Source organism: Brucella sp. GW823-FHT04E01 (genome assembly GCF_058796175.1).
Genome location: NZ_JBXAIK010000001.1, coordinates 204,107 through 229,179 on the forward strand (window position 1 = coordinate 204,107; position 25,073 = coordinate 229,179).

Sequence of the window (25,073 nt, forward strand, 5' to 3'; positions counted from 1 at the left end):
GCCGCGGGCCTTCGCTCGCGGCTTTTTCTATTCCCCGCAAACATGCGATTTATGGAGATTTTGCCATGCTTAAAAGCCCGGAATCCGTCCGGCGGCATATCGACGTGCCGCCATTCCGTCATCCGCATTTCGAGTCCTTCCGCGCCATGCAGCGCGAGGCTTTCGTGCGCGAAGTGGAAGCCGCAGTGCGCCGCTCCGATGAATTGCGTGTCCGACTGTCAACGTCCCGCATTTTGGAGACACTGCAATGAAAACCATTTTCGCCGCGCTTGCTCTCATGCCTTTCTCCCTGCCACACGACAATGCGCCTATCCAGCGGCCTGATATGCCAGCGCAATATGTCGTGGTCGCGTTCGACAACGGCTTCACAAAAGCTACCGTCGTCGAAGAATTTCGAGACCTCGACGACTTTGAAACGTGCGTTGACGTTGCGCAATCGTCCGGTGAAGGCCAATGGACGTCGTGCGTTCCCGTCACTGGCGAAGCTGAAGCGTATGCGCTTGCCGAACCGACTGACTCGATTGCCTGCCTTTTGGCGGCAATTCAGCCCACAGATGCAAATCTCGAAGCCTGCACGGGCATTCCAGTAGGGGAGTCCGTCAATGAATGACGCTGTTAGTTGTCATCGCCCGCTCGCTGCACCGGGGCTTATCAGTTTTCGGTGCCGCTCGCCTTTTGGCTGGATCATGATCGGCGCCCTCGACCCTGAGGATGCAATGAATGAAGCGCGCCGCTCCAGCGAATCTGCGAGCCGCGACACACTGCAAGTCTGGAACGGGTCACGTTACGTACCTGTATGACAAGCACAACCACCCGCAACAATGCGATTTTGAGGAGAGACTGAAATGAAACGTCCAGTTCCTTACACTTACATCGTGGCCTGCCAGCGCCGCCGGACATCCAGCCGATGGGCGCTTTCCGTCCATCTGGCAAACGGGTTGACCGAGACACTGACAACCTATCGCAGCAGGACACGGGCATTGTCTGCCGCGCGCCTGCTCGCCGGTAGCATGAAGAACGTAGAAATCCGTGCATAGGCGGTAGCCGCCAGCACGCATGCCTTCGGCCGCACCGACGCGGCTAACTTCCGATCCCTCTAAACCGGAGGTGCCCCATGCGCCGGGCTTTTAAAGCCGGCTGACTTGTTTCGGCGGGAAAATTGCGTGACCGCCCGCCCTCGCAACCGGCACGCATCCCATCCGCAATCATGCAAAAAAGGTCAATTCATGTTCGCCGCTTTCATCGCCTATCTTGCAGCCGCATTTCTGCTCATCGTCGGAGTTTTCGGCCTGATCCAAGTAGGATGCAATAAATATCCAAAGCATAGCGAAGGCGCCGCTTTGATAACGTCGGCAGGCTTTATCATTGCCGCGTGGCTGGTCGCCCGAATTGCCGGGATTTAACTGACGTGTCCTTCGAGGTCGTCTGTATCCTTATTGGCGTTGCTTACATCGCCGCTTCGCTCGTCGCCTACCGCCTGTTGTTGCGGTGCCGGTGACAACCCGTCCGCAATCATGCGCAAAATGGAGACGAATTATGAACGCGCAGCCGTATATCGTGACACTGTCCTGTCCCTGTTTTTTCAGAGGGCGGGACTTCATCATTTCACCGGAATGCACAGAGCATGCCGAGGATGAAACCGACGACAAAACAGAGTTTTCGTTCGACGAACTGTCTGAACGCGCCAAACAGCAAGCCCGGTCCAACTACCGCAACCGCGACTACCCGCACGACAACTGGTGGGACACCACGTATAACGACGCTAACAAGATAGCTGAAATGCTTGGGATTATCGTCGATACGCATCCTGTCACGCTATATGGCGGCGGAACACGTCTGGACCTGAGCATTTGGTTTTCCGGCTTCTGCTCGCAAGGCGACGGAGCGTGCCTTGAAGGCGAGTGGAGACCAACGAAAGACCCGCTCGCCGCGCTCAACAAGGTGATGGAACACGCCCCGCAAGACACTCGCTTGCACGAGATCGCGTTCGACCTTGCTCACTTGTCCGAGCGGTGCAACCCACTCATCCCGAACGCATATGTCCGCGTCACGCACTCCGGCCACTACTCTAATTCCATGTGCACCAACTTCGACGTTGACCTCCCCACGCCGGACCACGTCGATTATGAAAACGAGCTCCAGATGATGACGTGGAACGCGCTCGTCACGCACCACGGGCTCGAGTTCTACGCTTTCGAGGCAGAGATCAAAGATTGCCTGCGAGCCTTCATGAACTGGATCTACCGCCAGCTCGAAGCTGAGCACGAATATCTCACGTCCGACGACGTGATTGACGAGGCGCTGGCCGACTACAACTTCGATGAAGATGGAGAAATGCTATGATCGCCGAGTTCTCGATTTATCTGCGCATCTTTGACGTACACACGCTTGTTAACACTGCGCAAGAACGCGCCAGAATCGAAGGCGTGGATAAAGATGATGTTCTACAAACGTACAACGAGGCCAACCTCGACAATTGCCTCATCATGTTGCTCGATCCATCCACGCTGCCCGGCTGCGAAATACTGGAAAGCAACGCTGAGGTCGCCTGACAACCCGCCAATCATGGCAACTATGGAGAATACCGTGAACATCATGACCAAACCGCAATCCGCGTCCTCAATCCTCGCAACTCGTGCGATGATCGTTTCCCTGTCCATCTCGCAATGGTCCGGCCGTCGCCTTGACCGGCAGATCACCGACGAGGTGAACCAGCAACACAATGCGGCACAGGATGCAGGCCGCTACAACAAGCTGCTCCTGCCGAAAGAGGCACTTGCGCCCATTGTTTCCATCGTAAGCGAAACGCGCGCCGATTTCCTCAAGCGCACCCTCCCGTGGATGGACAACGGCACCCGCATCATGGCTTCCGACGGGTATCTCGCCCACATGAGTTGGGTTCGATCGCAAGCCGCGAAGTTTGAACGGGCGGTGGGAGACTTCATCCGCGACTATCCCGCTCATGTGATCGACGCGCAGAACCGGCTTGGCTCGCTGTTCAAGCACGAAGACTACCCGAACACCGACATGCTGCGCGGCAAGTTTGGACTCGATTGCCGTGTCCTGCCGGTCCCGACGTCGGAAGACTTCCGCGTCGACATGTCCGATGCACAGGCCGAACGTATCCGCGATGAGATCGAGCAGCAGGTGACCGAGGCCACCACCTCCGCAGTACAGGACATTTACAAGCGTGTGGCAGAAGTGACTGGCCGCATGGTTGAACGGTTGAACGGATATAAACCCGCCGGACGCCCGGGCGATAAGACGGAAGGCGTGTTTCGCGATAGCCTTGTCGAGAATGTCCGCGACCTGATCGGCATTTTACCTGCACTGAATATCACCGGCGACCCCGAACTGACGGCCATGGCCGACAAGTTGAAACCGTTGGCTGCGTATGACGCGCACGTCCTTCGCGATAACCCGAAAATCCGCCGTGACGTAGCCGATGAGGCCCAGAAAATCCTCGACAGTCTGTCTGACTTCCTCGCATGAGTAGGCTCCGCTTCAACCATGCGTACAACCTCGCCTTTGAGGTGCTTTCCGATAAGGAGGATGCATCCGACGTGACAGCGAGCAAACTACGACGCGCCATACGAAAGCGACTCCGCGACATGGACGATCAGGAGATCATGCAAGCCTGCGAGCGCTTCGACACGATGGGCCGAGACGACTGACACTAAACAGGTGCCCCTCCACGGGGCGCTTTTCACCCCGCAAACATGCGAACATTAGGAGACGAACATGGGCGACCGTGTGTGGGCAAACATTAAGATCGGGGGCCACCTCGACACGATTGAAGACGCCGAGGAGCTGGTAGAAGCATTGGTTTCCGACGATATCGCGGAAGATGAGGAGCACGGGCAAACCTTGCTCCGTACCGCTGTTGAGAACGAGGAGCCCGTCGCATACGAAGGCGACGAGATCAACTACGGCACCTATGAAGCGGTCGATAGCTGCGTGTCGGGCAACCCGAAACTGTCCTGCATTACGAACTTTGGTCGTGGCGACGGCTACGACTCTGGAAGTCGGACGACCCACGAAGGCGCTGAGACGCACTTCGTCGGCGATGGAGGCCTCGTTGATAGTGACTCTGTGAGAAGAGCGATCCTCACAGGTGGCACAGATGCGGTTGCCGAATTGCTAGACCGAATGGATTTCCTCGAAACGAAGTGCGTGACCAAGCTCACAGCATCCCCTGCCGTCGCAGCCTGGCTGAAGATCTTTGGGGAGAAGGCGGCATGAGTGAACGCAATCACCCATCCCCGGTGCGCTTTCTTCTCATCCCTGTACTCGGGGACATTAAAGAGGAACGGTTTACGGTTCCCCAAGCCACTGTCGTCCTTCGCGCCAAGCTTTTGGAACATGTTCGTACGTTCTTCGACGAGCCGATCGAGCGCGTCAATGTTCTCTACCGCCACGAATACCGCGACATGTTCGTAGGAGAGACGTCATCAATAAACGGTCGTCATATCCGAAACGTCAGAGCGACCGATATTTACCGGAACAATGTCCTGTCCAATGGATGGGAAGCATCTGAATCCAATCTGCCCTACATCTGTGGGCCGGCCGTGCTCTTCCCCGATTATCAAGTCTGGAAGTAACCACCCGCAATCATGCGAGAAAGGAAATGCCATGTTCATCGTGGCGTGGTCCGTCAATCACGGCGGCAACGAGATCGAAGACCATTGGATCGTCGCCGAGACACGGAAACAGGCTGACGCCGAAGCAGCCAAACTGCAAAAGATCGACAACCTGCATTGTTGGGCGGTCTCTGAAATCAAAGCCGGCTCTGAACCTCACTGGATAGACTGATCGCCATGTTTACCGGCGTATTGCACGGTCCGTATTCGCGACAGGTCACCGAGTTTAACCTGAAATTCTGGTTCGTTCTGGTGTGTGACGACGGTAAAGGCAACCGCCGTTACGAGCTGACGTTTGGACGAGGCAACGCCAACCCGAGGACGAGATATCGTGGGTACTTCGGCGAAAGGGCGCCGAAATACCGGTCCAACTTCAACGATTACTTAGCACCAGAAGACCTGTCGCCTTTCAACCTCACACCTTTTCCACGCTTTGAGCGTGACAAGCTTGCCAATGCAGCGGCCTCGCTGCTGCAGGGCGAAGATTTAGCCGACGTGGTCAGACTGACCCGCTTCGGCATCGTTCCCAACCTCGCCAGATATGGCAAACACGGAGATCTTCTATGAACCTCAAGTCCGCAACGACTTTGCTAAATCACTTCATCGACGCCGATATCCCGGCTTTCATGTGGGGGCCTCCCGGTGTCGGCAAGTCCGCATCGCTTCATCAAATTGTCGAGGACCGCACGTGGGGCTTCGTCGACTTCCGCGCTTCAACCCGAGACTCGGTGGCGCTTATGGGTCTGCCGGATATCTCCGGCGATACGACGAAATGGAAGGTGCCCGACGAATTTCCGCAGGTAGAACGCGACGGGGAGGAGGGCATTCTATTCCTCGATGAGCTGAATGCTGCACCTCCGTCCATGATGGCGGCAATGTTCGGTCTGGTTCTCGATCGCAAGGTCGGCGACTACAAACTGCCCGAAGGCTGGCGTGTGGTGGCAGCTGGCAATCGTCAGGCTGACCGTGCGGCGGCACAGCGTATGCCTACCGCACTCGCCAATCGCTTCGCCCACATCGACGTGGATGCAGACACGAGCGCCGGACATGACAACGTCCACATCGAATACTTCAACAGGATCGGCATTGACCCGCAGATGATCGCCTTCCTGCGCTTCCGTCCTGCCTTCATGCACCTCATGCCTGGCCAGAAGGTGGGCAGCATAGAACTACCGGCAGACACCCGAGCTTTCCCGACTCCGCGGTCGTGGGAACAGGTAGCGAAGATCGTCAACCTCCCGAGTGCACTGCGCCTCCAAGGTGTGTCGGCTATCGTCGGTGAAGGCGCTGCGGCAGAGCTCGAAGGATTCCTCCGCGTCTACCAGAACCTGCCGTCGCTGGATCTGGTTCTTGCCAACCCCAACAGCGCTCCGGTCCCTGAAGATCCGGCCGCACGCTTCGCCATCTCTGCCGGGCTGGCTCGCAAGGTCGACGCCAAGACATTCGACAACGGCATGGCCTACATCCAGCGCATCCCAGCGCGTGAGTTCGAGATCATGTTCACGGTCGATGCGGTGCGCCGTGACGCCGGTCTGTCTCACACGGCGACATTCACAAATTGGGCCGTGAGAAATCAGGACGTGACCCTTGGCTAGGCTCAAGGAGCTTTTCGGGCCGTACACTCATGCGTTTGAGCAACGGGTTGCGATCTGGAAGTTCTCAGGAGTCCGCGACAATGGTGAGTTCGCCGCTTGGGAGCTCACCTATTACTACGCCAGTCGCAAGTTCACTGTCTCAGCCCTGCGGACGGATCAGGAAACAAAGTACGCCAAGGCCATGTCGCAGGGACGGCTCTTCAATGAGGGCGAAGATGCCACCGGGCCCATTCTCGAGGGCACTGTGACCGAGTTGCTCAAGGCTCGTATCCCGGCAGATCAACTCGCCAAGGCAGTTGCCAAGTCAATCCTGATGGGAGGCTGACATGCCAATAATACGCAAGGTGTTTGGTCCCTTCCGTCCGTCGATCGAGAACCCGAACACCACGAATGTAGAGCTGCACTGGCACTTCATCGGCATCCGGGACGACAAGACGACCGCAGCCGGAAGGCACTTATCGCCGCCAAGATCGACCCGGTCGTGAAGGGTGAAACCGCTCACCCCGACACTTGGCTCGATGACTCTCCTGTCATGGAGGGCACCATCGCCAACATCCTGAAATCGAAACTCTCACCAGAGGATATCGCAAAGGCGACCGCACTGGTGATCACAAGGAGATGATCCGTGCTGACAACCGACGTGATCATGAACAACTTCCGGAAGAGCGACCACCCCGACAATCGGTGGAGCTTCTCGCCGCTACCTGAAACCGTGCTCAATACGCACATCTACTACATGCAGTTCATCAAGCAGGAACGGCGGTTCATGATCTCACGAAAGCAGATCGTGCCCTACGTGCCGGTCGAAGACGACGAACTCCTGAAGGCATTCAAGGCAACCCTGCATGCGGACGAGGTGGCTGCGTGCATGAGAGCCACTCTCGAGCAGGGCATAGACCCAGACGACATTCCATTCTGAGGTGGTGATAACGATGAGACCCATCATAACCAAGATCAAGCGACTGCACCGGAAAGATAAGCTCATCTGGTTCGGCTCGCAGCTCAAGGTGAACACGCTCGGCTTCCGCGTCGAGCTCACCTACCGGCCGGCTGCCCGCCTGTTCACAGTCGAGATCCAGACCCGCCGTTTTCGCGGCGATGCATGGTCATATCAGGATGGAGGCACACCCGAGCAGGTCGAGTACCTCAAGTCTTTACTCTCACCAGAGGAGCTGGCCGAGTGCATGGCCGCTTCTATCACCCGAACAACCTGACTCGCCAAGCATGGCACCACGGAGAACGTAATGAAAACCGAAGACAAGATCCTCGCGGCACAGACCGCTCTTCTCTGGGACCACCCATTCTTTGGCGTCCTCATGCTCCAGCTCAAGAAGGTGCCGGTCGATGACCCGAAGGTCGTCGACACCATGGCGACCGACGCCAAGCATCTGTACTATCACCCGCCTTTCGTCGACGGGATGAAGAAGGACGAGACTGTCTTTGTCCTGGCGCACGAGGTCATGCACAACGCGCTCGAGCATCACATTCGCCGCCAGCATCGCAAGCCCGGCCGCTGGAACAAGGCCTGCGACTACGCCATCAACGGCGAGTTGGTTGACTGCAAGGTCGGCAAGATGCCTTCCTGCGGGCTGATCGAGCCCCGCTTTACCGGTCTTTCGGCCGAGGAGATCTACCGAATCCTCGACGACGAGAACAACGGCGACGATTCAGACGAAGGGCAGGGCGACATCGGCGGCTGCGGAGGCACGCTGGATGGCTGCGCCCCGCACGACGAAGCGGCCAAGGCCGAGCTACATGCAGAGATGCAGACGCAGATTCGTCAGGCAGCCATGACCGCGAAGGCGGCACAGGCTGGCGCTCTCCCGGCTGGTATCCAGCGCATCATCGACGAGCTGCTCACCCCGAAGGTGGACTGGCGTTCGGTATTGCGGCGCTTTATCGACGAGTCCATCACCCGTGACTTCTCGTGGTCGAAGCCAAACCGCCGGCTGCTTCCGCTCGGTCTGGTTACGCCGGGCACAGTGAGTGATGGCGTGCCTCACATCGTGATTGCGGTCGACACCTCCGGTTCGATTGACGCCGAGATCCTCCGCGATTTCGCTGCCGAGATTAACGGAGCGTTCAACGAGGGTGCAGTCGACAGGCTGACAGTGGTCTATGCCGACGCCTCGGTGAACCACGTCGAGGAGTTTGAGACTGGCGACGAGTTGGTCCTCCACCCCAAGGGCGGTGGCGGCACGGCATTCTCGGATACGTTCCGGCTGATCAATGAGCAATTCCCGGACGCAAAAGCCACGATCTATCTCACCGATCTTTACGTCCACGACTACGGCGAGGAGCCGCCGCACCCCGTTTTGTGGGGAGTCTACGGACGCAACCGTGACTTCAACACCCTCAATCCACCGTTCGGGGAAACGATCAACATCAGCATCTAACGCGACCACCCCGCCGCGCATGGCAGAAAGGAGATGTGCAATGAAGCTGCCAAGATGGTTATCGAAGGCGAACTTCGATCGCTTGCAGACGATGGAACCCGACGAAGCCGAGGCAGAGCTGGCGCGTCGTTACGAGGCCGAAAAGGAACGCAAGAGGGCATGGCGCGCCGCCAATAAGGAGAAGGCGGCGGCGATGGCTCGCGAATGGCGGAAGAGAAATCCGAAGGCGGCGCGGGCTGCGTATAAACGGTGTCGTGAAGCGATCAAAGCGGACCCGGAACGCCGTGCCCGCACCTTGGAAGTCCGTCGCGAATGGATCAAGCGTACCGGCCACAAACGTCCGCCGATAACGAAAGAGCAAGAGCGGCGATATGATGTCACTCGCTATCAGCGATCAAAGACTAGAAGGCTCGCGCTACAGAAGCCGGATGAGTTGCGGAAGATCATCCAGCAACACTTGCCGGGATACCTACCACCTCCGGCGCGCATGGACATCATTAACTCAGTGAACGAACTGGCACTCGACCATAAGGTGCGACACGACGAGCTTGCGCAGACGGTCAAACAATGCGTGACCGCGTACAATCGCCAGTTCGATCACTTCAAGAACGTTTCCATCGACGCCCCGATCGCCGGTACAGATGGCCTGACACGAGCCGATCTGCTCGATAGCGAAGCGTTCCATTTCTAACCCGCCATCTATGGCACCGAAGGAGAATACATATGGCTGACATGTCCAAGGTCATCAGCTTTATCGAGGGCTTCGAGGATGACGAGCTGCAGGAAGGCATCCCTGAGCTGATCGCAGCCGCCAAGAAGGCGGACGAGCTGCTTCACCTGAACCTCGACGCATGGGACGGCGAAGAGGATTCCGTGCAGGAAGAGCACGAGGACCTGATTACCGAGCTTCGCGAGTTCCTGGCTCACGACGAGGTCACGATCGAAAAATCCCAGGCCATGGGCAAGACGGATCAGTTGCTGGAGGCGCTTCGCAACGTGATCGCGTCATCTGACGCCAACGACCACGGCTCTCTCATGAATGCGATCCTCGACGCTAAGAATCTGGTGGCGGATCTGCCTCATCCCGACGAGCAGAAATGCCCGGACTGCAACGGCCTCGGCGCGTTCCCTGAAACGGGCTTGGATTGTGGCCGCTGTTATGGCGGTGGGACAATCCACGCGGAGGGTCAGTGAGATGTCGTTTCAAATGAAGATCGACGAGATGCTCGACGCACTCTGCCTCATGGGGCACCCGGACGCGGCAGCTCTTACCCGCCAAGTCGAGGCTGCAGCTGATGCTCTTTCATTCGCACTCTGCACGCAGCTCGACATCCAATGCGAACCGGCTTCGTTCCAAGGAGTGGCTTTCGCCGGCACTTGCGTCCCGTTCCGCCCGAAGTATGAGGGGCAGCCGTTGCCAGAAGAGATCGCGTCTTATGACAGCGAAGAGGAGTGGGGAGCTTGACATGCAAGAGCATTCATTCTGCGACAACTGCCTTCGCCCTACCAAGATCGACTGTCTCGACGGCAAGCCGACGCTGACCAGATGGCTGAGGATTATCCGGTTCTTCCGCGGTCAAGCCTTCATGCTCCAGTATGCCGCCGACCACGGGTACGACTTTGACAGGTTGGAATGCCTTGATTGCTACGGCCCCGGCTACACCATGAACGAGGAGGACTACTGATGCCAAGCTACCTCGTCACTTGGGAGATCGACATTGATGCCGACACAGCACATGAGGCGGCTCGGCAAGCTCATGAGATCGTCCGCCGCCCCGACACATCGGCAAATGTCTACAAGGTTATCGAACATGACAGCAATGGCGAGGCGGTGACGGTCGACCTCGAGGAGGAAACCAATGTCGAGTAAGTCAATCGGTGAAGCCCTGCGTGATGAAGCGCATCGAAAGCTTATGACCCGCTTTGAGTTGAAGGATTGGCAGTTAGGCGATCCATCCAATGATCTGGCGATAGTCGAACCATCCAGACAGATGAGCATCACCGTCGAGGATGATCGGATCAGCATCTTCAGCGGTGACGAGACAAGCCCTTCCGTGTGGCTCGAACTGAACAATGGAGAGCTCACCATCCACGCTTACGACAAAGCACACGTGGAGCCGGTCATCTTGCGGATCGGTGACATCGACATCGAGATAGAGAACTACAGCAGATAACCCGCCAATCATGGCAAATTAGGAGACGGACATGAGAACCGATCAACAGATAGTCGACGAGACCAACGAGCTGGCAAGGCTGTGCCTCCGCCACGTCGGCATCGGCTTCGAAGCCCCCGAAGGACACAAGTTCTACGAAGCGGACGACCCGCGCTCAAAGAGGGCATGGCAAATGGCCTGTGAAATTCAGGCGCTCATGACCAAGACCGACCCGAACGACGCACTCTCCGCCTTGGTCGAAGACGAGGAGGAAGCAGCTGTCATCCGCAATTATCCCGTCCGCCTTTGGATAACCGCCCGCATGGTCAGCGAGATTGAAATCGCGGCAACATCCATGAAAGACGCCGCCGCCCAGGCTAGGGAACTCGACTTCGCTGACTACGATTTTGTCTACGAAGAACAGGAAGGTGACGAGACTGCGTACATCGTCGACCCGGAAAACGTTGAGGCTGATCCTGTCGAGGTCGACCTTCGCGATGAAGGTGAGCCGTTCAGTTGGGATGCGTGCCGATTGGTCCAAGATTTAGCCGAGATCGACATAGAAACCACAGACGCTTTCCATGCTTCAGGCGGGTACGAGATGGTCGCTGAGCTGGTGTCCCGCGCCAAGCGCGCCTGCACCAAGATCACCGGTGGGATGGAGGGCTGAGTTGTACGTCCTTCACTTCTACCAGCACGGGCAGACGCTCAAAGAAATGACGGCCAAGGAATTTCGGGCCGCGCAAGAGATCGATCGCTACGCCTATCGCCGTGTCTCAGCAGAACAAGCCCGCCGCCATGTGAAGGCTGGCTGCATTCACGAGACCAGCCTATGGATTGACTCCGACGGCAAGGTCCGAGCCGCCAAGCGATCCGCCTAACCCCGCAATCATGCGAAAGGAAGAGAACAATGCCTGACGAACTCAGCGCTGACAAACTGTTCAACTGCTGCACCGAACTCCGTGAACCCGAATGGTCGCAGTTCACTCACCTCGAATTAGCAGGCTGCGTCAATGAGAATGAACCGGATGCTGGCGAAACCTGCATCAACGGGAACCAGCCCGCGCGAGAGGCGGAGTTCTTCACGGTCTACGGTCGCGACAAGGAGGGGCTGGCCGAGGCCATTACGGACATAGACGACGCCCTGTCTGCTCTGCAGGTGGCAGCCGCACTTTCATACAGATCAAAGCTGGCTTGCCACGTAGCTCCATCCTTGATGTGACGCCATGCAAGATTTCGTCGTAACAATGACCCTCAAACTTGTCATCAAGGCCGACAACCCGGGTCTCGCCGTGTCCGATACGGTAACCCGCATGCAAAAATTGCTTGAAACTCACGACCCTCTGCTGTTGACTTCCATCCTACGGGAAGCGGTCGCTTATCCAGCCAAGTTTTCCGGAAGGAATTAACCGGCGAGGGGCTCTGATGGAAAGCAGTATCGAGATTATAACGGGACTGATCATCCTTGGATCAGTGATCTTCATCTATTTTATCCCTGCGATATTCGCTTACCGTCATGCTCACCCCAAAACCGGTGCCATCCTTGCGCTCAATGTACTTGCCGGGTGGACTTTCTTCGGGTGGATTGCCGCGGCTGTCTGGGCCATGGCTCCGCAACGAGGGCATTAACATTTCCATCGTCAGTTTCGAGAGGCCGGGCCAAGCGTCCGGCCTTTTCTTTTTATCCCGCAATCATGCGACAACGGAGAATTTCCATGAACAAGATCGTCAATTCGACATCCATTGCCACTGCTTCACTTGACTATTCGGTTTTCAAGAAGGCCATCGTCAACGTCTGCAAGGTTGTTGAAAAGCGCAACTCGATCCCCGTTCTCGACACGGTATTAATCAAAGCCACAACTAACGGCGTGATTGTCTGTGGGACGGATCTCGACACCTATTCCTCAACGTTCGTGCCGGGCAACGTTTCACAGGATTTCACTGCCGTTGTAGATGCGCACAAGCTCAAGGCAACAATGGATAAGGTGAAGGATGCTGCGCACATCAACTTTGCCCGCTCGGAATCCAATCTCACTGCCAACGTTGGGAAGCTTAACCTGAACCTAAAGCAGGATATTCCGGCTGACGATTTCCCGGAAAGCGCAACCTTCCGCGACAAGCTCAAGGCTTCCGACGTTTGTTTCACACTCCTGTCGAGCACGCTCCTCGAGATTATCAGTAAGATTGAGTTCGCCATCTCCTCCGAAGAGACCCGCTACTATCTCAACGGCGTCTACATGCATGTATTCGAAGGTTCGGAGAAGCTCCGGTTTGTCACAACTGACGGCCACCGTTTGGCACGCTACGAGATCGACCTTCCGCAAGGCGCCAGAGATATCCCGGGTGTAATCATCCCCCGCAAGGCAGCGCTGGAGCTGATGCGTATGCTCAAGCGCAAGGATTGCCCGGAAGAAACCATGATCACGGTGGTCAACACGGGCGTTAGCTTCATGGTTGGCGAGGACGAAATCCTTGAGACGAAAGTGATTGATGGCAACTTCCCTGACTATCAACGCGTGATCCCGATTTCCAACGAGCACGAGGTTGACGCAGATCCGGTGGCGCTCATTAACGGCGTTAAGCAAGCCAGTTCGATCCTCACAGAGAAGGGGATGTCGGTCCTTCTGAGCCTGACACCGGGCCTCGCAACTCTCGTCTGCCGTGACGTGGAGTTCGGCGAAGCATCTATCGACGTTCCGGTCCAGAACGAGAAGGGGATCGAGATCGGTTTCAACTACCAGTACCTTGTCGATATCCTGTCCCGTATCGATGGCTCGGTTAAGCTCTTGCTCAACGATTCCGGATCTCCGACGATCTTCATGGGCTCGGCCAATGACTGCCTGACCTACGTCCTGATGCCGACTCGTGTCTAACGACCGGGCAGGGCGCTCCGTTGCCCTGCTCTCTCACTCCCCAATTATGGAATTACGGAGACAACATGTGCACGCTTGTACCCACCGCAACCATCGAACAACTTTGCGCCTATCGCGATGAAGCAATTCGTTTGTACGAAGAAGCATTTGAGAAAATAGCGGAAGCTTCGGCAGCCGTCGTAAAGGCCGGTCGTATGTGGGAGTCTGCCTCCCCGGGCAAGGCCAGCCCATACTATGACAGTGCAGAAGAGGTGAAGGAGTTCTTCCGAGCCGTCAGTCTTCCGGATCGTGATCGCTATCTCCGTACAGCTCGCCGACTGATTGATGTATCGGTGTGGTCACATATCATCGACGTTGCTGGCATCGAACAACTCATGGATATGCAGGCCAAGAACGAACTTCGCGACCAGATGAAGTACGTTCCGGAACGCACCGGACGCGACGGCGAGATCATCAACCAGGACGAGATCGATAGGATGCTGCCACCTGTCACGCCGGAGAATATCTACGCCACCCTCGAGCGCTTTCAGGGTGACGCCGAGATGATCTTCCGCCGCGGAATCGTGAATGTTTTCACGAAGCTGGACCGCCGCTTCCGATCGCACGACGGGTTCAAGGTCGGCTCTCGCATGATCATCGACAACCTGATGCGCAGCAGCTCGCATCTGTATGGCGACCGTGCCGACATGCTCACCGATGTGGAGCGCACTTTCCTCGTGCTCGACGGCCAGTCTGCTCGGGCAAACTACGCCGGCATCGTTGCACAGATCAACCACACAAACCCGGGGAGCTATTTCCGGCCGGCACAGTTCGAAGTCGAGTCCGAATATTTCAAGGTCCGCATCTTCAAGAACGGCAATGCACACCTCTGGTTTTCCCGCAAGGATCTGGTGAAGAAGGTCAACGAGATCTTGGCCGACCACTATGGCGAGGTGATCGGCGACGGCATGACGAAAGAGGAAGATCCTCTGGAGAACGTCAAAACCACACCGGCCCGCTACTTCGGGTTCTACCCTACGCCAGACGCTGCCGCAGACACCGTGCTCAGCCATGTCCGTCTGCTCCAGAGAAAGGACGAGCCTCAACTTCGAATCCTTGAACCATCGGCAGGAACCGGAAACCTAGCGCGCCGCTGTATTAGGACAGCTGCCGCCTTCGACAGTTGGTCCGGCGGCCGCGATCGATATATGGACCAGTATCGCTTGGACAATGTGGTCGACTGTGTGGAGGTGCAGCCTCACTTGGCACACCAGCTCGAAGCTCAAGGCCTTTTTGCCAAGGTAATTTGTTCCGACTTTTTGCAGCTTCAGCCCGATCCCACCCGTCTCTACGACCGGATCGTAATGAATCCACCCTTTGACCGAGAGAGGGACATCGACCATGTCGTTCATGCCCTAAAATTCCTCAAGCCAGACGGGCAGCTCGTAGCAATCATGTCCGCCGGGACGGAGTTTCGGCAGACTAAAAAGGCCATCGCTTTCCGCAACTTGATGGAAGACCTTGGAGCGGAATGGAAAGATCTACCGCCCAATTCCTTTTCGGATGTGGGTACATATGTGAACACCGGGTTCATCACGGTTTGGAAGAACGGACGCAAGAAAACCGGCCGTTATGACAGACCGACTTGGCCGAAGGTGGGATAAGAGAGTAAGTGTGAGTCAGTAACAACGAGGGATTCCCATGTCGCAGAAACCATCTTCGAAGCTTATCGCCAAGGCTCTACCCAAGGGTGATCGCTTCACTGGGCAATTTTCACTACCCGGCCTGATCCCCGATCTCGTGCGGGGCAGGGATGGCAACGTCCAATTCTACGACACGGAGCAACAGGCGTACGTTGCGGCAATGGAAGCGGTTCTTCGCCTTTACGACAGCAGAACAATCGATACTCGTAAAGCCGGTGGCTATCGCCGACTGACCGGCGCCGAGCTTGCTGTGTTACTCGACGAAATTGACATCACGCCCACTTACTTTGCAGAGATCGCCGGTGTCCCGCAGCACCGGGTCATGAAATGGTTGGACGGAGAGCAGGACATTCCGCACTCCGTCCACGTCCTTGTTAAGCTGATGAAATTGAATGGCGACAACTTCGACGTCGCTGAAAGAATCACAGAAGAATATCGAGAGAGCTCATGAAAACAGCAATCAATCACTTCAGAGTTTGGTCAAATCGTATGGGCTTCAATCAGAAGCAAGTTTCGATTGCGGCCAAAGCGATCGGCATTCATAGTTCTTCTACGGCGAGCCTCACGTTCAATGGCAAGCGAGAGCTCAGCCAGACCGAACGCCTTGCGATGTCAGCAGTGCGAGCTGGTTTGCAACCCTGGACTCCTGATTACGACGCCGAACTGACGGCGGCATATCCGGAGACCCATGAGACCACCGCTGTCTGAAGGCAGCGTCGTTCATATATCCGAGCGACCTGCCTACCTTGTCTAAACCGTAATGCAGGGCAAGTATCGTCTTCAGTCTTTGCTTGCGCTTGATGCCTCGCTTGTCCGTCTTCCGGTTCTCCGGCCATAGATCAAGCCATTCGTCCATAACGACGACCGCCTCGAGCATTCGGAATATCCATTCCTCATCAATGGCATCTCTCACACGTTGCAGGATCTTGCGGCAATCAACCTGATAGCTGACGATGTCTACCGGTGCGAACCCTCCACCGCCTGTTGTTTCGAGGTTGGCGGATTTCATGCCCTTTACCTGGGCACCTTGGACAAGATCTCGAAAGCGAATGGCGGTGTGAAACCGCACACCGCCCATCCCATCTTCATCTTCCGCTCCTTCCATTTCTCCGTTCGAGACGAGGAACTCGATTGGACTGGCCTGAGCGTTGAGAATTGTCACTGCGTCCCGCACATCGAGAATGTGCATCCTGCTTTGCATGGTTGGGGCGGAAGCGGTATTGCCGACCATTGTATTAGAAGACATCACGCGCCCGATCATTTCATACATCCTGTCCCGGCATTCATTGGATTCATCACCTCGACCGTAAAATGCGACGAGGGGAAGCACGCCGGGTTTCAGCTTCTCGCTCTCGAGATCCTTCACTTTTTTCAACCGGTCCTTCAGTCTCTTGCTGGCAGTCATTTCGAGCCCCTCGCGCCTTTCTTCTGTTTACCCCTGAGAGGGATGATCTTTAGAGGTATTCTGTCCAGCATCCCGCCATCGATTGGCTTGCCATCCTCACCAATGCGGATCGCTAGAAGCCCCTTCAACGCCGCGTCCCTTTCACCGTCGGTCATGGCCGACCGATTGGAATAGGGGGAACGAGTAACGAGACCGGCGATCTGCTTCGGCCGCTTCATCAAGACGGTGGCAATACTCCGTTCCGACATGCCTATTACCCATAGCACCCACGCGACATAGACTTCGCGATCTGTGTGCCTGTCCATCCGGATCATTTCTTTCTCACCCATCGTACTGGCTTCCCCTTATACGTCACTGAAATCGTGCGGGTTTTGCCCTTCTGCTTTACAGTGTCTTTGAACGCTTTCTCAGCCTCATTCATTTCAGTTCCGGCAATAGAACCGAAGCGATAAAGATGCCCGTTGACGTACCTGACGAGGTGCCGGTTGATGCACTCGAGTGCTTTCTCCCGTGTTGGGAAGAGCTGTTCTTTCCCGCCTGGACCCAGGATAGGTTTCGCCTCATCGTCGGCAGGAGTCCGGAGGTAGGCGATGAATCCCGTGGCGAGTTGTTTCGTATAGGTCTCAAACTGGTTCATAGCTTCCTCACATCCCCGCCGTTTCTTCCCACAAGGTCGTCTGCGAGACTTGATCCTTGAACAAGGTGAGCTTCCCATCCCAATCGAAGATGTGGCGATCACGAGGAGTGCCGAAGCGATCTTTCAGTTTGTAGATTTCGATTTTTCCCCTCGTCACTTCGAGGTCGGCGTCCCATTTCTCCCGGCCTTTCCCATTCGCGGCCGGTGGGTTCTTCTTCAGCCAATCGTTGCGATTGAAATTGGCAAGCATGATGTCGGCATGCTCTTCGAGCGAACCACCATAGAAATCTTCCATCTCGGGCTCTGGATGTTCCTTCTGTCGGGCGGCCTTTGTGAACTGGCATAGCCCGATCACGACGCAGTTAAGATCCTTCGCCAATGCCTTGAGATCACGAGCGTTTTCATATGCGCGCTCGACCGGGTCCATACGGTTCTTCGTTACGCGATCTACCAGCTTCAGGTGGTCGACGCAGAGTAAGTCCAGCCCGAACTTGCGCTTGTGAGCGAACGCGCGGCTGCGGATCTGCTGGATCGTCATCTTGGATGGCGATACGATTGTCAGCTTGCGGTCCTGAAAATGCTTCTCCGCTCTAATTAGAGATTCCATCTGCTTCTCATCAACGCCCCGCAGGATGTCGCGCATGGAGACTCCGGTCTCTCCGGCAATCGACCGTGCGACGAGGGCCATATTGTCCATCTCCAGCTCGAAGAGAGATGTCGGGTGAGCGACAGAAGAGAACAGCATCTGCTGCATTGCAGCCGCCGTTTTGCCCGAGCCGGGATTCCCACCCCACAGCACCAACGATCCTTGCGGGAAGAGGCCGACCATTTGCTCCAGCCCCTTGAGGCACGGACGCAGCGCCATCCCGCTGCCTTGTGTCGACGCCGACGTGTAAATCTGGCGGATCGTGCTCGACACACTGGACTCAAACTCAATGGCCGCATTGCGCGACATATCGGACAGACGCTCTGTTGCACGGTCGATGATCTGATCCGGGTCGAGGTTGATGTCGCCGACGGACTTCAGCATCCCTTCAGCCAGAGCTTTCACCTTACGGCGACTGGCCGACTTGCGTAGCTCATGTGCATAATCGACCAGCGGTATCTCTTCTTCACGGCTTGCCACATGCAGGAGCATGGACAGGTAAGCGTCCGGGTCTTGATCATTACTCAGCGTGCCCAAACGACCGGCGACGATAGGCACGCGCACCGCACGGCCGTCGCTTGCCAGCTCATAGATCACAGCGAAAATCTTCTGATGATCGTTCGATGCGAACAGGTCCATATTCACCAGCTCCTGGATATTCCAGTAGTTGGTTTCGTCCATCAGGATGGCGCCGAGGATCAGCTGCTCGATCTTCAAATTGCTAAAGGTATTGGACGTTGCGGATTCGTTGCTCATCATTCTTCCTCTGCACCCACACGTCGAGCCAATCGTCTGGCTCAGGAGATGCGTAGATTGCCGCTTCAAGGCCAGCTTCCATGGCCCGCTGCTGTAGTTTCTTGGCGGCCACGATGCCGGGCGGGTCGGTTACTTGTCCGGTTTGCTGATGCAGGCGGAACCTGTCGCCGTCAGCAAATATCTCCAGCCGCTTAACCCCGGCCGGTATATCCAGATTGATCATTCCCGAGGTTGACAGCGTGGCCCACACGGACGACGGCTTGCGAGATAGAAGCGAAACACCGAGTGCCGTCTCAATCCCTTCTGCGAGCCGAAGTGTCTCCGTCACCGGACCAAGCCGCACCGCCCCACCATTGGCAGGACCAAGACCAAGTTTCACTTTTCTGCCTTCGTCGTTGACGAGAGCTCTGCCGTTCGGCTGCAGGAAGATTCGCCAGATCGCGATCAGTCTGCGGTTCTTGCCTTGGACACCACCGATCAGGGCAGGGTGCTTTGCCTTTTGCAGCGAAAGTCCCGGATGGAACCGGAGGCTTGGCATCCACTGCGTCCCTTCAGGGAAATCAGACAGCTCGATCGAGCGGGAGTTGAGGTAGGTCTCCGCCAGTGTGCCAGCGATGGGCTTGGCTTCATCCCATATCGAGCGGACGGTCTCTGCCTTGCGCTCTATATCTCTCAGCTCTTGTTTTGCTCGCTGCTCGTCTCGGCGCTTGCGCTCCTGCTCTCGCGAGATCCGTTCACGACGTTCCCTTTCGGTCTCTTCGCGTCCCGGCAAATTGACACCTGCCAGAGATGCCACCATCTCGACCGCGCGGGGAAACGAGACGCCGTCAAGCTCCATGAAGAACTTGAAGTGGTTACCCGTCACGCCGCAGCCGAAACAATGGTATCGGCCTTTGCGGTCTTCGCAGTGGAATGAAGGGCGACTCTCGCCATGGAAGGGGCAACAGCCCCAATAGTCCCCCTTCTGTGGCTTGGTCTTGGCCCGGTCCCATGAGACGCGAGTAGCAATAACTTCCGAAATTGGTATGCGGTCTCGTAGGTCATCGAGGAAGCTGTCGGTAAACCGGCCGCTGCCATTGTTACGCATTGCCTTGAGCCCCCGCCATAAAGAGGTCGAGGCTGGCGTAGATCTCTTTCAGAGCAGCCGACCGCCGCATACTGGCTTCGCCACGGGTGCGGTCGTCGAGTGCGGGATCGTTCATATCGGCGAGAGCCCGATAATAATCCAGCGCTGCTTTGTGATTGATCTCGGTGAGTTCGCCCAAGAAAATCCCTGCACTAATCAGGACGAAGGCCGCTCCTGTGCATCCGACCTCGGCTGAAGCTGCCTGTGTCGCGTTGAACAGGTGACCGTGAACCACCTGACGAACAACGTCCTCGCGCTCCGGGCTTAGTTTATGAACTGGCTTACGGGGATCGTTCATAGGAATTGCTCCTGCTGAAATGACCGGCCGCGATCAAAGGCGTGATCCGGTTCGTTCATGATGCGAAGGGCGTCCAACATGCAGAGCGCTTCCGCTTCGTCATCGGTGTTGTATGACCAGCCCTCGCGATCGCAATAAGCTTTGGCCTGCTGCTTGAACCACTTGGTTTTCTCGGCCTGCTTGGCCTTCTTCATGCTGTCGGGAACCCGCAACTTGCCGTGGGTCTTAGAACGCCAAGTGGGGATTGCGATGAACTGCGGCTCCCTCAACCCCATTGAGTGGCATAGCGTCTGGGCGTGCGTCGGCCAGCCCGAAGAGAATATGACTTGCTGCGCATCGATGGCGGACTTGCCATCTTTCCCGTGATCGACAATGGTCATCAGTTCGATGCCCACCAGAGGGTCCGGAAGGTTGGCGAGCGTGCGCTTCAAGTATTGAACGAAGTTGGCAAAGGCCTCGCCGTGACATTCCTGGGTGAACTTCCACGTTCCATGGCGAATGTTCTCCCCTCCCGCCAGACAATAGGCGTACCCCATGGATCTGCCTGGATCGAGAACGAGGTAAGATTGCGGAGCCTTACTCATTCCGGACGCTCCGCATAGAGAAGGCGAGCTGGAGCGGGGAACAATGGCTTCGGTCCCCATACATACCAAGCGTGGTCCTCGGTTCCCGTCTGGCCATTGCCCTCCCACGAAATCCGGTCGACGAGAACGATCTTCGCGAGGAAGCGAGGGTTCTCGGCAAACAAGTGCTTGCGGGTTTTGCCGCTGTCGAACTTGGCGGTGAGAAGCAACGCAACATTGCCGGCGCAACGGGACAATGCCTTTCCGGCAAACTTGACGGCGATGCGGTTCTGCTTCCCGTAAGGCGGGTTGGTCACAATGGAATCGAAAACTTCGTAGTCGTCACGATCTGAAAGGAAGTCGAAGATTTCGTCGTGTTCGCGAGTGTAGGTCGCGATGTCAGAGGTGTGGACCTCAGCGCCGTTCGCTCGAAGCACATCAGCCATCTTATGGTTGCCTGCTGCCGGCTCCCACAAATTATATCCATTCACTGGAAAGAACTTGAGCAGGGCTTCGGTAGCCCATGCCTCTGTCTCGTACAGCTCATTGATTTTTCGGTCATATCCAGATGCCGTTACGGTCATATCTTCCTCCCGACGGCGCGCATCACGCGCTTTTCCATCAGTGCTAATCGTTTGTTGAGTTGCCTGGAGAACCAGACGAGGCGGTATCGGATTGGCTCGCCGGATCTCGGTTCGCTGATGAGCCGCATGAAAATGGCGTAGGGCGTTGAACCCTTGAGGCGATTGCAGGGAGCACACGCCGCAGCGATGTTGTCCTTGCTATCGAGACCTCCGGCAGATCGCGGCTTGATGTGCTCGCGGGTTGCCTGTTTGACTGTCAGTGGATCGAGACAGTAGATGCACTTGCCGCCTTGCTTTTTCAGCGCTGACTCTCGGTCGGCTCGGGCAAATGCTGCATCCAATTTGGATTGCTGGTACTTGGAAAGACGCTTCTTCGACATGCTTCACCATCGAATCCGTCGAAGAGCGCGAGGGTACGTATCCATCGCGAGAACCTTTCTAGGGAATGTGCAGGGTGTTCCGGCTTGGCCGGTAAGCTACGGCGCCGTAGCGCCGAGCTATCTCTCAGGTGGCATATTTGCCGGGTCGATATGATAAATCAGGCAGCGCGAAGGGCGCTCTCACCCCACCAGCTTTCCACCTGCCGTCCGTCGCCTGCCTTATAGCGGACCAAGTAATGCGGTTCGGTGTAGGTGTATTGTGCGCGGGCGATGATCTCGCCGGTCTCTTCACTTTCAACGAGCTTGACGCGATCGCGGAGATTAAAAACCAAAGTGTTCATCGTAATTTTCCTTATGTTGGCATGATTGCCGGGTGGTCGATTGCGTTCGTCTATATCAGTCGGGGGCTTGCTCGCTCACAGCCGCCGAGAGATCTTTGTTGGCGAGTTCAGTGCCGTCGTTCATGCCCTTTTGCCAGTTCTGGAACTCCTGAGAGCCAGGCTGATATGGATTTGTCGCGCTTTTGCGGCGACGACCAGAGGCGAAGCCCTCATCATAGGCACGATCTTCCTGCGGCGTGCGGTCCTTGTCGAGAATATCGAGCTGGCGACCGAGCTGGTGCCCAAACATCTTGGCAATGCGCAGCTTACGCTCGAAGTCGGCAATGACCTGACCAACATCCTTATCCTCAAGGGATTTCGCGAACTCGAAATCCTTCTTGGACCAGCCGAGGTCTTTCATCCGCTTGTACTCGGCGTTCATATCGCCCTTCGTGCCAGCCATTTCCGACTCCAATCCCTTCAGGGTTTGGAATCCTTCAAGGAACTTCTGCTCTTCGTAAAGTTCCTGATCTGTCTTGGTGTTATGGTCTCGCGTGTTCATGATTAGCCTCTGTCCTTCTTGATTTTCAGGCGGCGGCGAGCCTCGTCTATTGAAACCCCTGATTTCAGAAGGTCGTAGTAGGCGGACTCTTGGTGTTCAGGGACGTGAAAGCCCCTGTGAAACTTCTTGTAACTTTTGATATGCAAAGGAGGTTCGAACGACTTCTCGCAGCCGTCATCTGCTGCCAGTCCAAGCTTTTTTATACGCCTGATTACCTGGATTCTATGCAAGCCAAGCAGGTTTGCGATGGTGCGCTGAGGTGTCTTCTTGCGCACGAGGGAGCGGAGCTCACGGTCGAGATCTTCCGTCCAGATAAGGTTGCCTTTGCCAACCATCGGGGATCACTCCCCGTCAACGTTACGCAAATCAGCATCGCTAGGGATATCGAATCCTATCTCCTGCGCTGCAGCAAGACATGACAAAACAATGAGCCCGGTGCACCTAGTATCTCGTTTCGCCTCGGCCCTGAATATGGATACCTGCGAACTTCCAATACGTTCTGCGAAAGCTGTTTGGCTTTCGCCGAGCTTATTTCGAACGAACTTTATCTGACGTCCAGTCAGCATAAGCTGCTCAACTTCCGCCATAACTTGTTTGTATCGGGTCAGGATGTCGTGAAAATTGGTGGTGTTATCGCGCATTGTTATTCACTCCGTGTTAATTATGAAATACAATGCGAATTGACTGTGGTAAATACAAAACGTATTTAATTTGTCAGGAGACTTCGATATGAAGAATGCAGGACCGCATATCCGCCTCAAAGAAGCTCGCCTAAACGCCGGATACAAGTCGGCGACCGATGCTGCGCGGAGTATGGGCGTAAAGGTTGTTACATACACAGCGCATGAAAATGGCGGACGAACATTTGACCGCGAGCTGGCCCGTTTATACGCAAAGCATTACGGCGTTGATCCGGCGTGGTTGATCTTTGGGGAATCCAAGGCCGCTGAAGACGCTGCTAAATCCGATCCGTTCTTTCGACCTGCGCCTGAGCAAGGGTCTTCAGATCTCGACTCATTCTGGGAAATGCCGGACCACTTTCTTTCAAGTGGACTGGACATCGCTGGCCGAGGCGCTCGGGTCATGGAGATAATCGGCGATTATATGTACGACCCATCAAACCCAACCGCTCCAGGTTCTCTCTTCCCGGGTGACCGCGTCATTATTGACACGAACGATACACGACCGACGCCTCCAGGAGCGTTCGCGGTATTCGATGGCTCAGCGGTTTCAGTTAAAATGGTTGAAGTTATTCCGTCCGAAAACGCCTTGAACGTTCGTGTCACCGGTAGAAATCCAAGATACGAAAGCTACGAAAGGAACGCGAACGAGGTGCCAATTGTTGGCCGAGTAAAAGCAAAGGTGACGATGTTGTGAGCAGCTCACTTTCGTTTTCTTTCGTTTCGCTGCATTTTTTTCTGGAATGACCATTTAGATTATTAATTTTGAAGGCTTGAGCACTCCATATGCTCTCACTTGTATGCCTATCTATCCTTCACATACCTTGGAATAATTCTCTATGCTCGATTGAGAGATCGTCGTGACTCCCACAGACCAAGAACCCCGCCATGAAAATCATGGAAGGGTGCCTGGAGTAGGAGGGGAGAGTCCATGCCCAACCGAGCCGACCGCCGCTTATCCCACAGGTAACGGCGGTCTTGCTCGCCTTACCATCTTGGCCTCTTTTTCGTGAACACCCACGTCGATCAGGGCAGACCACCAGCATAACGCCGCCAGAAACCCTTTGAGCCAGATCGAATCCCGTTCCTTGCTCAAAAATACCTACTGTAGGGCCGAACCGGTTTCCGTCATACCCTGCAGCAGACTGGTCTGTGATGTTCTGCTTGAAAAAATACGTGACGTATGATACTCAAACGTCACTGGATTTTCTCGTCGGCAAAACGAATTTTTCCATCCAGTCGCGGCCCCGAGCATTTGGTAGATGCTGCGGGGCCTTTTTCTTATGCTCCCTTTTTTTATCGTTCGTCAATACGTTTCGTATTTTTTATGTTGACACATACGATGCGAATAGTATTAATCAATTCATACCGTAGAAATTTCGAGCCGACGAAATGAACATCAACATTCGAGAAGCAGCACGACGTGCGTCTGAAAGGCGCGCGCTGATGGAAGACGCCATTCGAGCATGGCACCGGGGGCAGAAGCTCACTCCAGAGCAGATGGACCTGGTTCATGAAGCCGGGGTGGTGACGTTTGCTAACTCGTTGGGACTTCACTTGTGACTGAAGAGCAGGAAATTCGAGCCGGCTTCGAGATCTACAAGCGCTTTATCCGCGATGGTTTTGGTTCCTGCATGGAGATCACCGTCAAGGGAAAAAAGATCCGGGAGACACCGGAACAGGCGTGCGTCCGCAGATGGCGCCGTCTCACAGATACCGTCCGCGACGATTTTATCGCGGAAGGCCGGGAAGCACTAAGAAAACTTGAGGTTTAATA

47 protein-coding genes and 1 pseudogene are annotated in these 25,073 nt (G+C 55.9%); 33 read left to right on the plus strand and 15 right to left on the minus strand.

Annotated features, from left to right (window positions below; all coding sequences use genetic code 11):
* Positions 1-65 precede the first annotated feature (65 nt).
* The 22 genes from AC1RHM_RS01000 to AC1RHM_RS01105 all read left to right on the plus strand — a co-directional run bounded on the left by AC1RHM_RS01000 (position 66) and on the right by AC1RHM_RS01105 (position 10,096).
* On the plus strand, positions 66-251 hold the full coding sequence (locus tag AC1RHM_RS01000) for a hypothetical protein (RefSeq protein ID WP_492332376.1): 186 nt from the start codon (positions 66-68) through the stop codon (positions 249-251).
* Positions 248-610 (plus strand): hypothetical protein, encoded by a 363-nt coding sequence (locus AC1RHM_RS01005; protein WP_492332377.1) that lies wholly within the window; start codon positions 248-250, stop codon positions 608-610. Before AC1RHM_RS01000 ends, AC1RHM_RS01005 begins: the two co-directional genes overlap by 4 nt.
* Complete coding sequence (locus AC1RHM_RS01010; protein ID WP_492332378.1) at positions 603-800, plus strand: hypothetical protein; 198 nt, start codon at positions 603-605, stop codon at positions 798-800. Before AC1RHM_RS01005 ends, AC1RHM_RS01010 begins: the two co-directional genes overlap by 8 nt.
* A 45-nt stretch (positions 801-845) precedes the next feature.
* Complete coding sequence (locus tag AC1RHM_RS01015; protein ID WP_492332379.1) at positions 846-1,037, plus strand: hypothetical protein; 192 nt, start codon at positions 846-848, stop codon at positions 1,035-1,037.
* Between the two features lie 189 nt (positions 1,038-1,226).
* Positions 1,227-1,403, plus strand: coding sequence for a hypothetical protein (locus AC1RHM_RS01020; protein ID WP_492332380.1), 177 nt, complete (start codon positions 1,227-1,229; stop codon positions 1,401-1,403).
* Positions 1,404-1,536: 133 nt separating this feature from the next.
* Complete coding sequence (locus AC1RHM_RS01025) at positions 1,537-2,343, plus strand: DUF8835 domain-containing pootine (protein ID WP_492332381.1); 807 nt, start codon at positions 1,537-1,539, stop codon at positions 2,341-2,343.
* Complete coding sequence (locus tag AC1RHM_RS01030) at positions 2,340-2,552, plus strand: hypothetical protein (protein WP_492332382.1); 213 nt, start codon at positions 2,340-2,342, stop codon at positions 2,550-2,552. The genes AC1RHM_RS01025 and AC1RHM_RS01030 overlap by 4 nt, the downstream gene beginning before the upstream one ends.
* Before the next feature lie 34 nt (positions 2,553-2,586).
* Entirely contained in the window at positions 2,587-3,492 is a 906-nt protein-coding gene (locus tag AC1RHM_RS01035; RefSeq protein WP_492332383.1) for a hypothetical protein, read from the plus strand.
* Entirely contained in the window at positions 3,489-3,674 is a 186-nt protein-coding gene (locus AC1RHM_RS01040) for a hypothetical protein (protein ID WP_492332384.1), read from the plus strand. The genes AC1RHM_RS01035 and AC1RHM_RS01040 overlap by 4 nt, the downstream gene beginning before the upstream one ends.
* 67 nt (positions 3,675-3,741) lie before the next feature.
* On the plus strand, positions 3,742-4,242 hold the full coding sequence (locus AC1RHM_RS01045; RefSeq protein ID WP_492332385.1) for a hypothetical protein: 501 nt from the start codon (positions 3,742-3,744) through the stop codon (positions 4,240-4,242).
* A complete protein-coding gene (locus tag AC1RHM_RS01050) occupies positions 4,239-4,601 on the plus strand; it encodes a hypothetical protein (protein WP_492332386.1) in 363 nt (120 codons plus the stop codon). Before AC1RHM_RS01045 ends, AC1RHM_RS01050 begins: the two co-directional genes overlap by 4 nt.
* A 31-nt stretch (positions 4,602-4,632) precedes the next feature.
* The gene (locus AC1RHM_RS01055; RefSeq protein ID WP_492332387.1) at positions 4,633-4,812 is read left to right on the plus strand and encodes a hypothetical protein; all 180 of its coding nucleotides are present in this window, start codon (positions 4,633-4,635) and stop codon (positions 4,810-4,812) included.
* Positions 4,813-4,817: 5 nt separating this feature from the next.
* Positions 4,818-5,207, plus strand: a complete 390-nt coding sequence (locus AC1RHM_RS01060) for a hypothetical protein (protein WP_492332388.1) — start codon at positions 4,818-4,820, stop codon at positions 5,205-5,207.
* On the plus strand, positions 5,204-6,235 hold the full coding sequence (locus AC1RHM_RS01065) for an AAA family ATPase (RefSeq protein WP_492332389.1): 1,032 nt from the start codon (positions 5,204-5,206) through the stop codon (positions 6,233-6,235). The genes AC1RHM_RS01060 and AC1RHM_RS01065 overlap by 4 nt, the downstream gene beginning before the upstream one ends.
* The gene (locus tag AC1RHM_RS01070) at positions 6,228-6,560 is read left to right on the plus strand and encodes a hypothetical protein (protein ID WP_492332390.1); all 333 of its coding nucleotides are present in this window, start codon (positions 6,228-6,230) and stop codon (positions 6,558-6,560) included. The genes AC1RHM_RS01065 and AC1RHM_RS01070 overlap by 8 nt, the downstream gene beginning before the upstream one ends.
* Position 6,561: 1 nt before the next feature.
* On the plus strand, positions 6,562-6,720 hold the full coding sequence (locus AC1RHM_RS01075) for a hypothetical protein (protein ID WP_492332391.1): 159 nt from the start codon (positions 6,562-6,564) through the stop codon (positions 6,718-6,720).
* A gap of 140 nt (positions 6,721-6,860) precedes the next feature.
* The gene (locus AC1RHM_RS01080) at positions 6,861-7,154 is read left to right on the plus strand and encodes a hypothetical protein (protein ID WP_492332392.1); all 294 of its coding nucleotides are present in this window, start codon (positions 6,861-6,863) and stop codon (positions 7,152-7,154) included.
* Positions 7,155-7,167: 13 nt separating this feature from the next.
* Positions 7,168-7,449 (plus strand): hypothetical protein, encoded by a 282-nt coding sequence (locus AC1RHM_RS01085; protein WP_492332393.1) that lies wholly within the window; start codon positions 7,168-7,170, stop codon positions 7,447-7,449.
* Positions 7,450-7,479: 30 nt separating this feature from the next.
* Entirely contained in the window at positions 7,480-8,631 is a 1,152-nt protein-coding gene (locus AC1RHM_RS01090) for a vWA domain-containing protein (RefSeq protein WP_492332394.1), read from the plus strand.
* Between the two features lie 40 nt (positions 8,632-8,671).
* Positions 8,672-9,322 (plus strand): hypothetical protein, encoded by a 651-nt coding sequence (locus tag AC1RHM_RS01095; protein ID WP_492332395.1) that lies wholly within the window; start codon positions 8,672-8,674, stop codon positions 9,320-9,322.
* Positions 9,323-9,354: 32 nt separating this feature from the next.
* Positions 9,355-9,825 carry a hypothetical protein gene (locus AC1RHM_RS01100; protein ID WP_492332396.1) on the plus strand — a complete coding sequence of 157 codons (471 nt, stop codon included), beginning with the start codon at positions 9,355-9,357 and terminating at the stop codon, positions 9,823-9,825.
* 1 nt (position 9,826) lies between these two features.
* Entirely contained in the window at positions 9,827-10,096 is a 270-nt protein-coding gene (locus tag AC1RHM_RS01105; protein ID WP_492332397.1) for a hypothetical protein, read from the plus strand.
* A gap of 13 nt (positions 10,097-10,109) precedes the next feature.
* Here AC1RHM_RS01105 and AC1RHM_RS01110 read toward each other — a convergent pair whose 3' ends face one another.
* Positions 10,110-10,322, minus strand: a complete 213-nt coding sequence (locus AC1RHM_RS01110; protein WP_492332398.1) for a hypothetical protein — start codon at positions 10,320-10,322, stop codon at positions 10,110-10,112.
* On the opposite strand from AC1RHM_RS01110, the gene AC1RHM_RS01115 reads away from it, so the two are divergent.
* From AC1RHM_RS01115 to AC1RHM_RS01155, 9 genes are all read left to right on the plus strand, one after another.
* Entirely contained in the window at positions 10,316-10,501 is a 186-nt protein-coding gene (locus tag AC1RHM_RS01115; protein WP_492332399.1) for a hypothetical protein, read from the plus strand. The two genes, AC1RHM_RS01110 and AC1RHM_RS01115, sit on opposite strands and share 7 nt — an antisense overlap.
* Entirely contained in the window at positions 10,491-10,805 is a 315-nt protein-coding gene (locus tag AC1RHM_RS01120; RefSeq protein ID WP_492332400.1) for a hypothetical protein, read from the plus strand. The genes AC1RHM_RS01115 and AC1RHM_RS01120 overlap by 11 nt, the downstream gene beginning before the upstream one ends.
* A 31-nt stretch (positions 10,806-10,836) precedes the next feature.
* Positions 10,837-11,454 (plus strand): hypothetical protein, encoded by a 618-nt coding sequence (locus tag AC1RHM_RS01125; protein ID WP_492332401.1) that lies wholly within the window; start codon positions 10,837-10,839, stop codon positions 11,452-11,454.
* Position 11,455: 1 nt separating this feature from the next.
* Complete coding sequence (locus tag AC1RHM_RS01130) at positions 11,456-11,665, plus strand: hypothetical protein (protein WP_492332402.1); 210 nt, start codon at positions 11,456-11,458, stop codon at positions 11,663-11,665.
* A 29-nt stretch (positions 11,666-11,694) separates the two neighbouring features.
* Positions 11,695-12,006, plus strand: coding sequence for a hypothetical protein (locus AC1RHM_RS01135; protein WP_492332403.1), 312 nt, complete (start codon positions 11,695-11,697; stop codon positions 12,004-12,006).
* A 203-nt stretch (positions 12,007-12,209) separates the two neighbouring features.
* The gene (locus AC1RHM_RS01140) at positions 12,210-12,413 is read left to right on the plus strand and encodes a superinfection immunity protein (RefSeq protein ID WP_492332404.1); all 204 of its coding nucleotides are present in this window, start codon (positions 12,210-12,212) and stop codon (positions 12,411-12,413) included.
* A gap of 86 nt (positions 12,414-12,499) precedes the next feature.
* Entirely contained in the window at positions 12,500-13,657 is a 1,158-nt protein-coding gene (dnaN, locus tag AC1RHM_RS01145; RefSeq protein WP_492332405.1) for a DNA polymerase III subunit beta, read from the plus strand.
* A 65-nt stretch (positions 13,658-13,722) separates the two neighbouring features.
* Complete coding sequence (locus AC1RHM_RS01150) at positions 13,723-15,300, plus strand: DUF4942 domain-containing protein (RefSeq protein ID WP_492332406.1); 1,578 nt, start codon at positions 13,723-13,725, stop codon at positions 15,298-15,300.
* Positions 15,301-15,337: 37 nt separating this feature from the next.
* The gene (locus tag AC1RHM_RS01155; RefSeq protein WP_492332407.1) at positions 15,338-15,790 is read left to right on the plus strand and encodes a hypothetical protein; all 453 of its coding nucleotides are present in this window, start codon (positions 15,338-15,340) and stop codon (positions 15,788-15,790) included.
* 135 nt (positions 15,791-15,925) lie between these two features.
* Here AC1RHM_RS01155 and AC1RHM_RS01160 read toward each other — a convergent pair whose 3' ends face one another.
* The 14 genes and pseudogenes from AC1RHM_RS01160 to AC1RHM_RS01225 all read right to left on the minus strand — a co-directional run bounded on the left by AC1RHM_RS01160 (position 15,926) and on the right by AC1RHM_RS01225 (position 23,257).
* On the minus strand, positions 15,926-16,744 hold the full coding sequence (locus AC1RHM_RS01160) for a hypothetical protein (protein ID WP_492332408.1): 819 nt from the start codon (positions 16,742-16,744) through the stop codon (positions 15,926-15,928).
* The gene (locus AC1RHM_RS01165) at positions 16,741-17,073 is read right to left on the minus strand and encodes a hypothetical protein (RefSeq protein WP_492332409.1); all 333 of its coding nucleotides are present in this window, start codon (positions 17,071-17,073) and stop codon (positions 16,741-16,743) included. The genes AC1RHM_RS01160 and AC1RHM_RS01165 overlap by 4 nt, the downstream gene beginning before the upstream one ends.
* Entirely contained in the window at positions 17,055-17,381 is a 327-nt protein-coding gene (locus AC1RHM_RS01170) for a hypothetical protein (protein WP_492332410.1), read from the minus strand. The genes AC1RHM_RS01165 and AC1RHM_RS01170 overlap by 19 nt, the downstream gene beginning before the upstream one ends.
* A 7-nt stretch (positions 17,382-17,388) precedes the next feature.
* Entirely contained in the window at positions 17,389-18,783 is a 1,395-nt protein-coding gene (locus tag AC1RHM_RS01175; protein WP_492332411.1) for a DnaB-like helicase C-terminal domain-containing protein, read from the minus strand.
* Positions 18,749-19,513, minus strand: a complete 765-nt coding sequence (locus AC1RHM_RS01180; protein WP_492332486.1) for a DUF7146 domain-containing protein — start codon at positions 19,511-19,513, stop codon at positions 18,749-18,751. Before AC1RHM_RS01180 ends, AC1RHM_RS01175 begins: the two co-directional genes overlap by 35 nt.
* Positions 19,508-19,870 (minus strand): annotated as a pseudogene (locus AC1RHM_RS01185) (CHC2 zinc finger domain-containing protein); the annotation flags it as partial. The pseudogene AC1RHM_RS01185 and the gene AC1RHM_RS01180, both read right to left, overlap by 6 nt.
* Positions 19,863-20,207, minus strand: coding sequence for a hypothetical protein (locus tag AC1RHM_RS01190; RefSeq protein WP_492332412.1), 345 nt, complete (start codon positions 20,205-20,207; stop codon positions 19,863-19,865). The gene AC1RHM_RS01190 and the pseudogene AC1RHM_RS01185, both read right to left, overlap by 8 nt.
* Positions 20,204-20,791 carry a hypothetical protein gene (locus tag AC1RHM_RS01195; protein WP_492332413.1) on the minus strand — a complete coding sequence of 196 codons (588 nt, stop codon included), beginning with the start codon at positions 20,789-20,791 and terminating at the stop codon, positions 20,204-20,206. Before AC1RHM_RS01195 ends, AC1RHM_RS01190 begins: the two co-directional genes overlap by 4 nt.
* A complete protein-coding gene (locus tag AC1RHM_RS01200; protein ID WP_492332414.1) occupies positions 20,788-21,354 on the minus strand; it encodes a hypothetical protein in 567 nt (188 codons plus the stop codon). Before AC1RHM_RS01200 ends, AC1RHM_RS01195 begins: the two co-directional genes overlap by 4 nt.
* Positions 21,351-21,734: an HNH endonuclease gene (locus tag AC1RHM_RS01205; RefSeq protein WP_492332415.1), complete on the minus strand. Its 384-nt coding sequence runs from the start codon at positions 21,732-21,734 to the stop codon at positions 21,351-21,353. The genes AC1RHM_RS01200 and AC1RHM_RS01205 overlap by 4 nt, the downstream gene beginning before the upstream one ends.
* Before the next feature lie 158 nt (positions 21,735-21,892).
* Positions 21,893-22,075 (minus strand): hypothetical protein, encoded by a 183-nt coding sequence (locus AC1RHM_RS01210; RefSeq protein WP_492332416.1) that lies wholly within the window; start codon positions 22,073-22,075, stop codon positions 21,893-21,895.
* A gap of 55 nt (positions 22,076-22,130) precedes the next feature.
* Positions 22,131-22,616 carry a hypothetical protein gene (locus AC1RHM_RS01215; protein WP_492332417.1) on the minus strand — a complete coding sequence of 162 codons (486 nt, stop codon included), beginning with the start codon at positions 22,614-22,616 and terminating at the stop codon, positions 22,131-22,133.
* Positions 22,617-22,618: 2 nt separating this feature from the next.
* Complete coding sequence (locus AC1RHM_RS01220) at positions 22,619-22,951, minus strand: hypothetical protein (protein WP_492332418.1); 333 nt, start codon at positions 22,949-22,951, stop codon at positions 22,619-22,621.
* Between the two features lie 6 nt (positions 22,952-22,957).
* Positions 22,958-23,257 carry a hypothetical protein gene (locus tag AC1RHM_RS01225; RefSeq protein WP_492332419.1) on the minus strand — a complete coding sequence of 100 codons (300 nt, stop codon included), beginning with the start codon at positions 23,255-23,257 and terminating at the stop codon, positions 22,958-22,960.
* Positions 23,258-23,345: 88 nt separating this feature from the next.
* On the opposite strand from AC1RHM_RS01225, the gene AC1RHM_RS01230 reads away from it, so the two are divergent.
* Positions 23,346-23,993 (plus strand): LexA family transcriptional regulator, encoded by a 648-nt coding sequence (locus tag AC1RHM_RS01230; RefSeq protein WP_492332420.1) that lies wholly within the window; start codon positions 23,346-23,348, stop codon positions 23,991-23,993.
* Positions 23,994-24,855: 862 nt separating this feature from the next.
* Positions 24,856-25,071, plus strand: a complete 216-nt coding sequence (locus AC1RHM_RS01235; protein ID WP_492332421.1) for a hypothetical protein — start codon at positions 24,856-24,858, stop codon at positions 25,069-25,071.
* Positions 25,072-25,073: the final 2 nt, after the last annotated feature.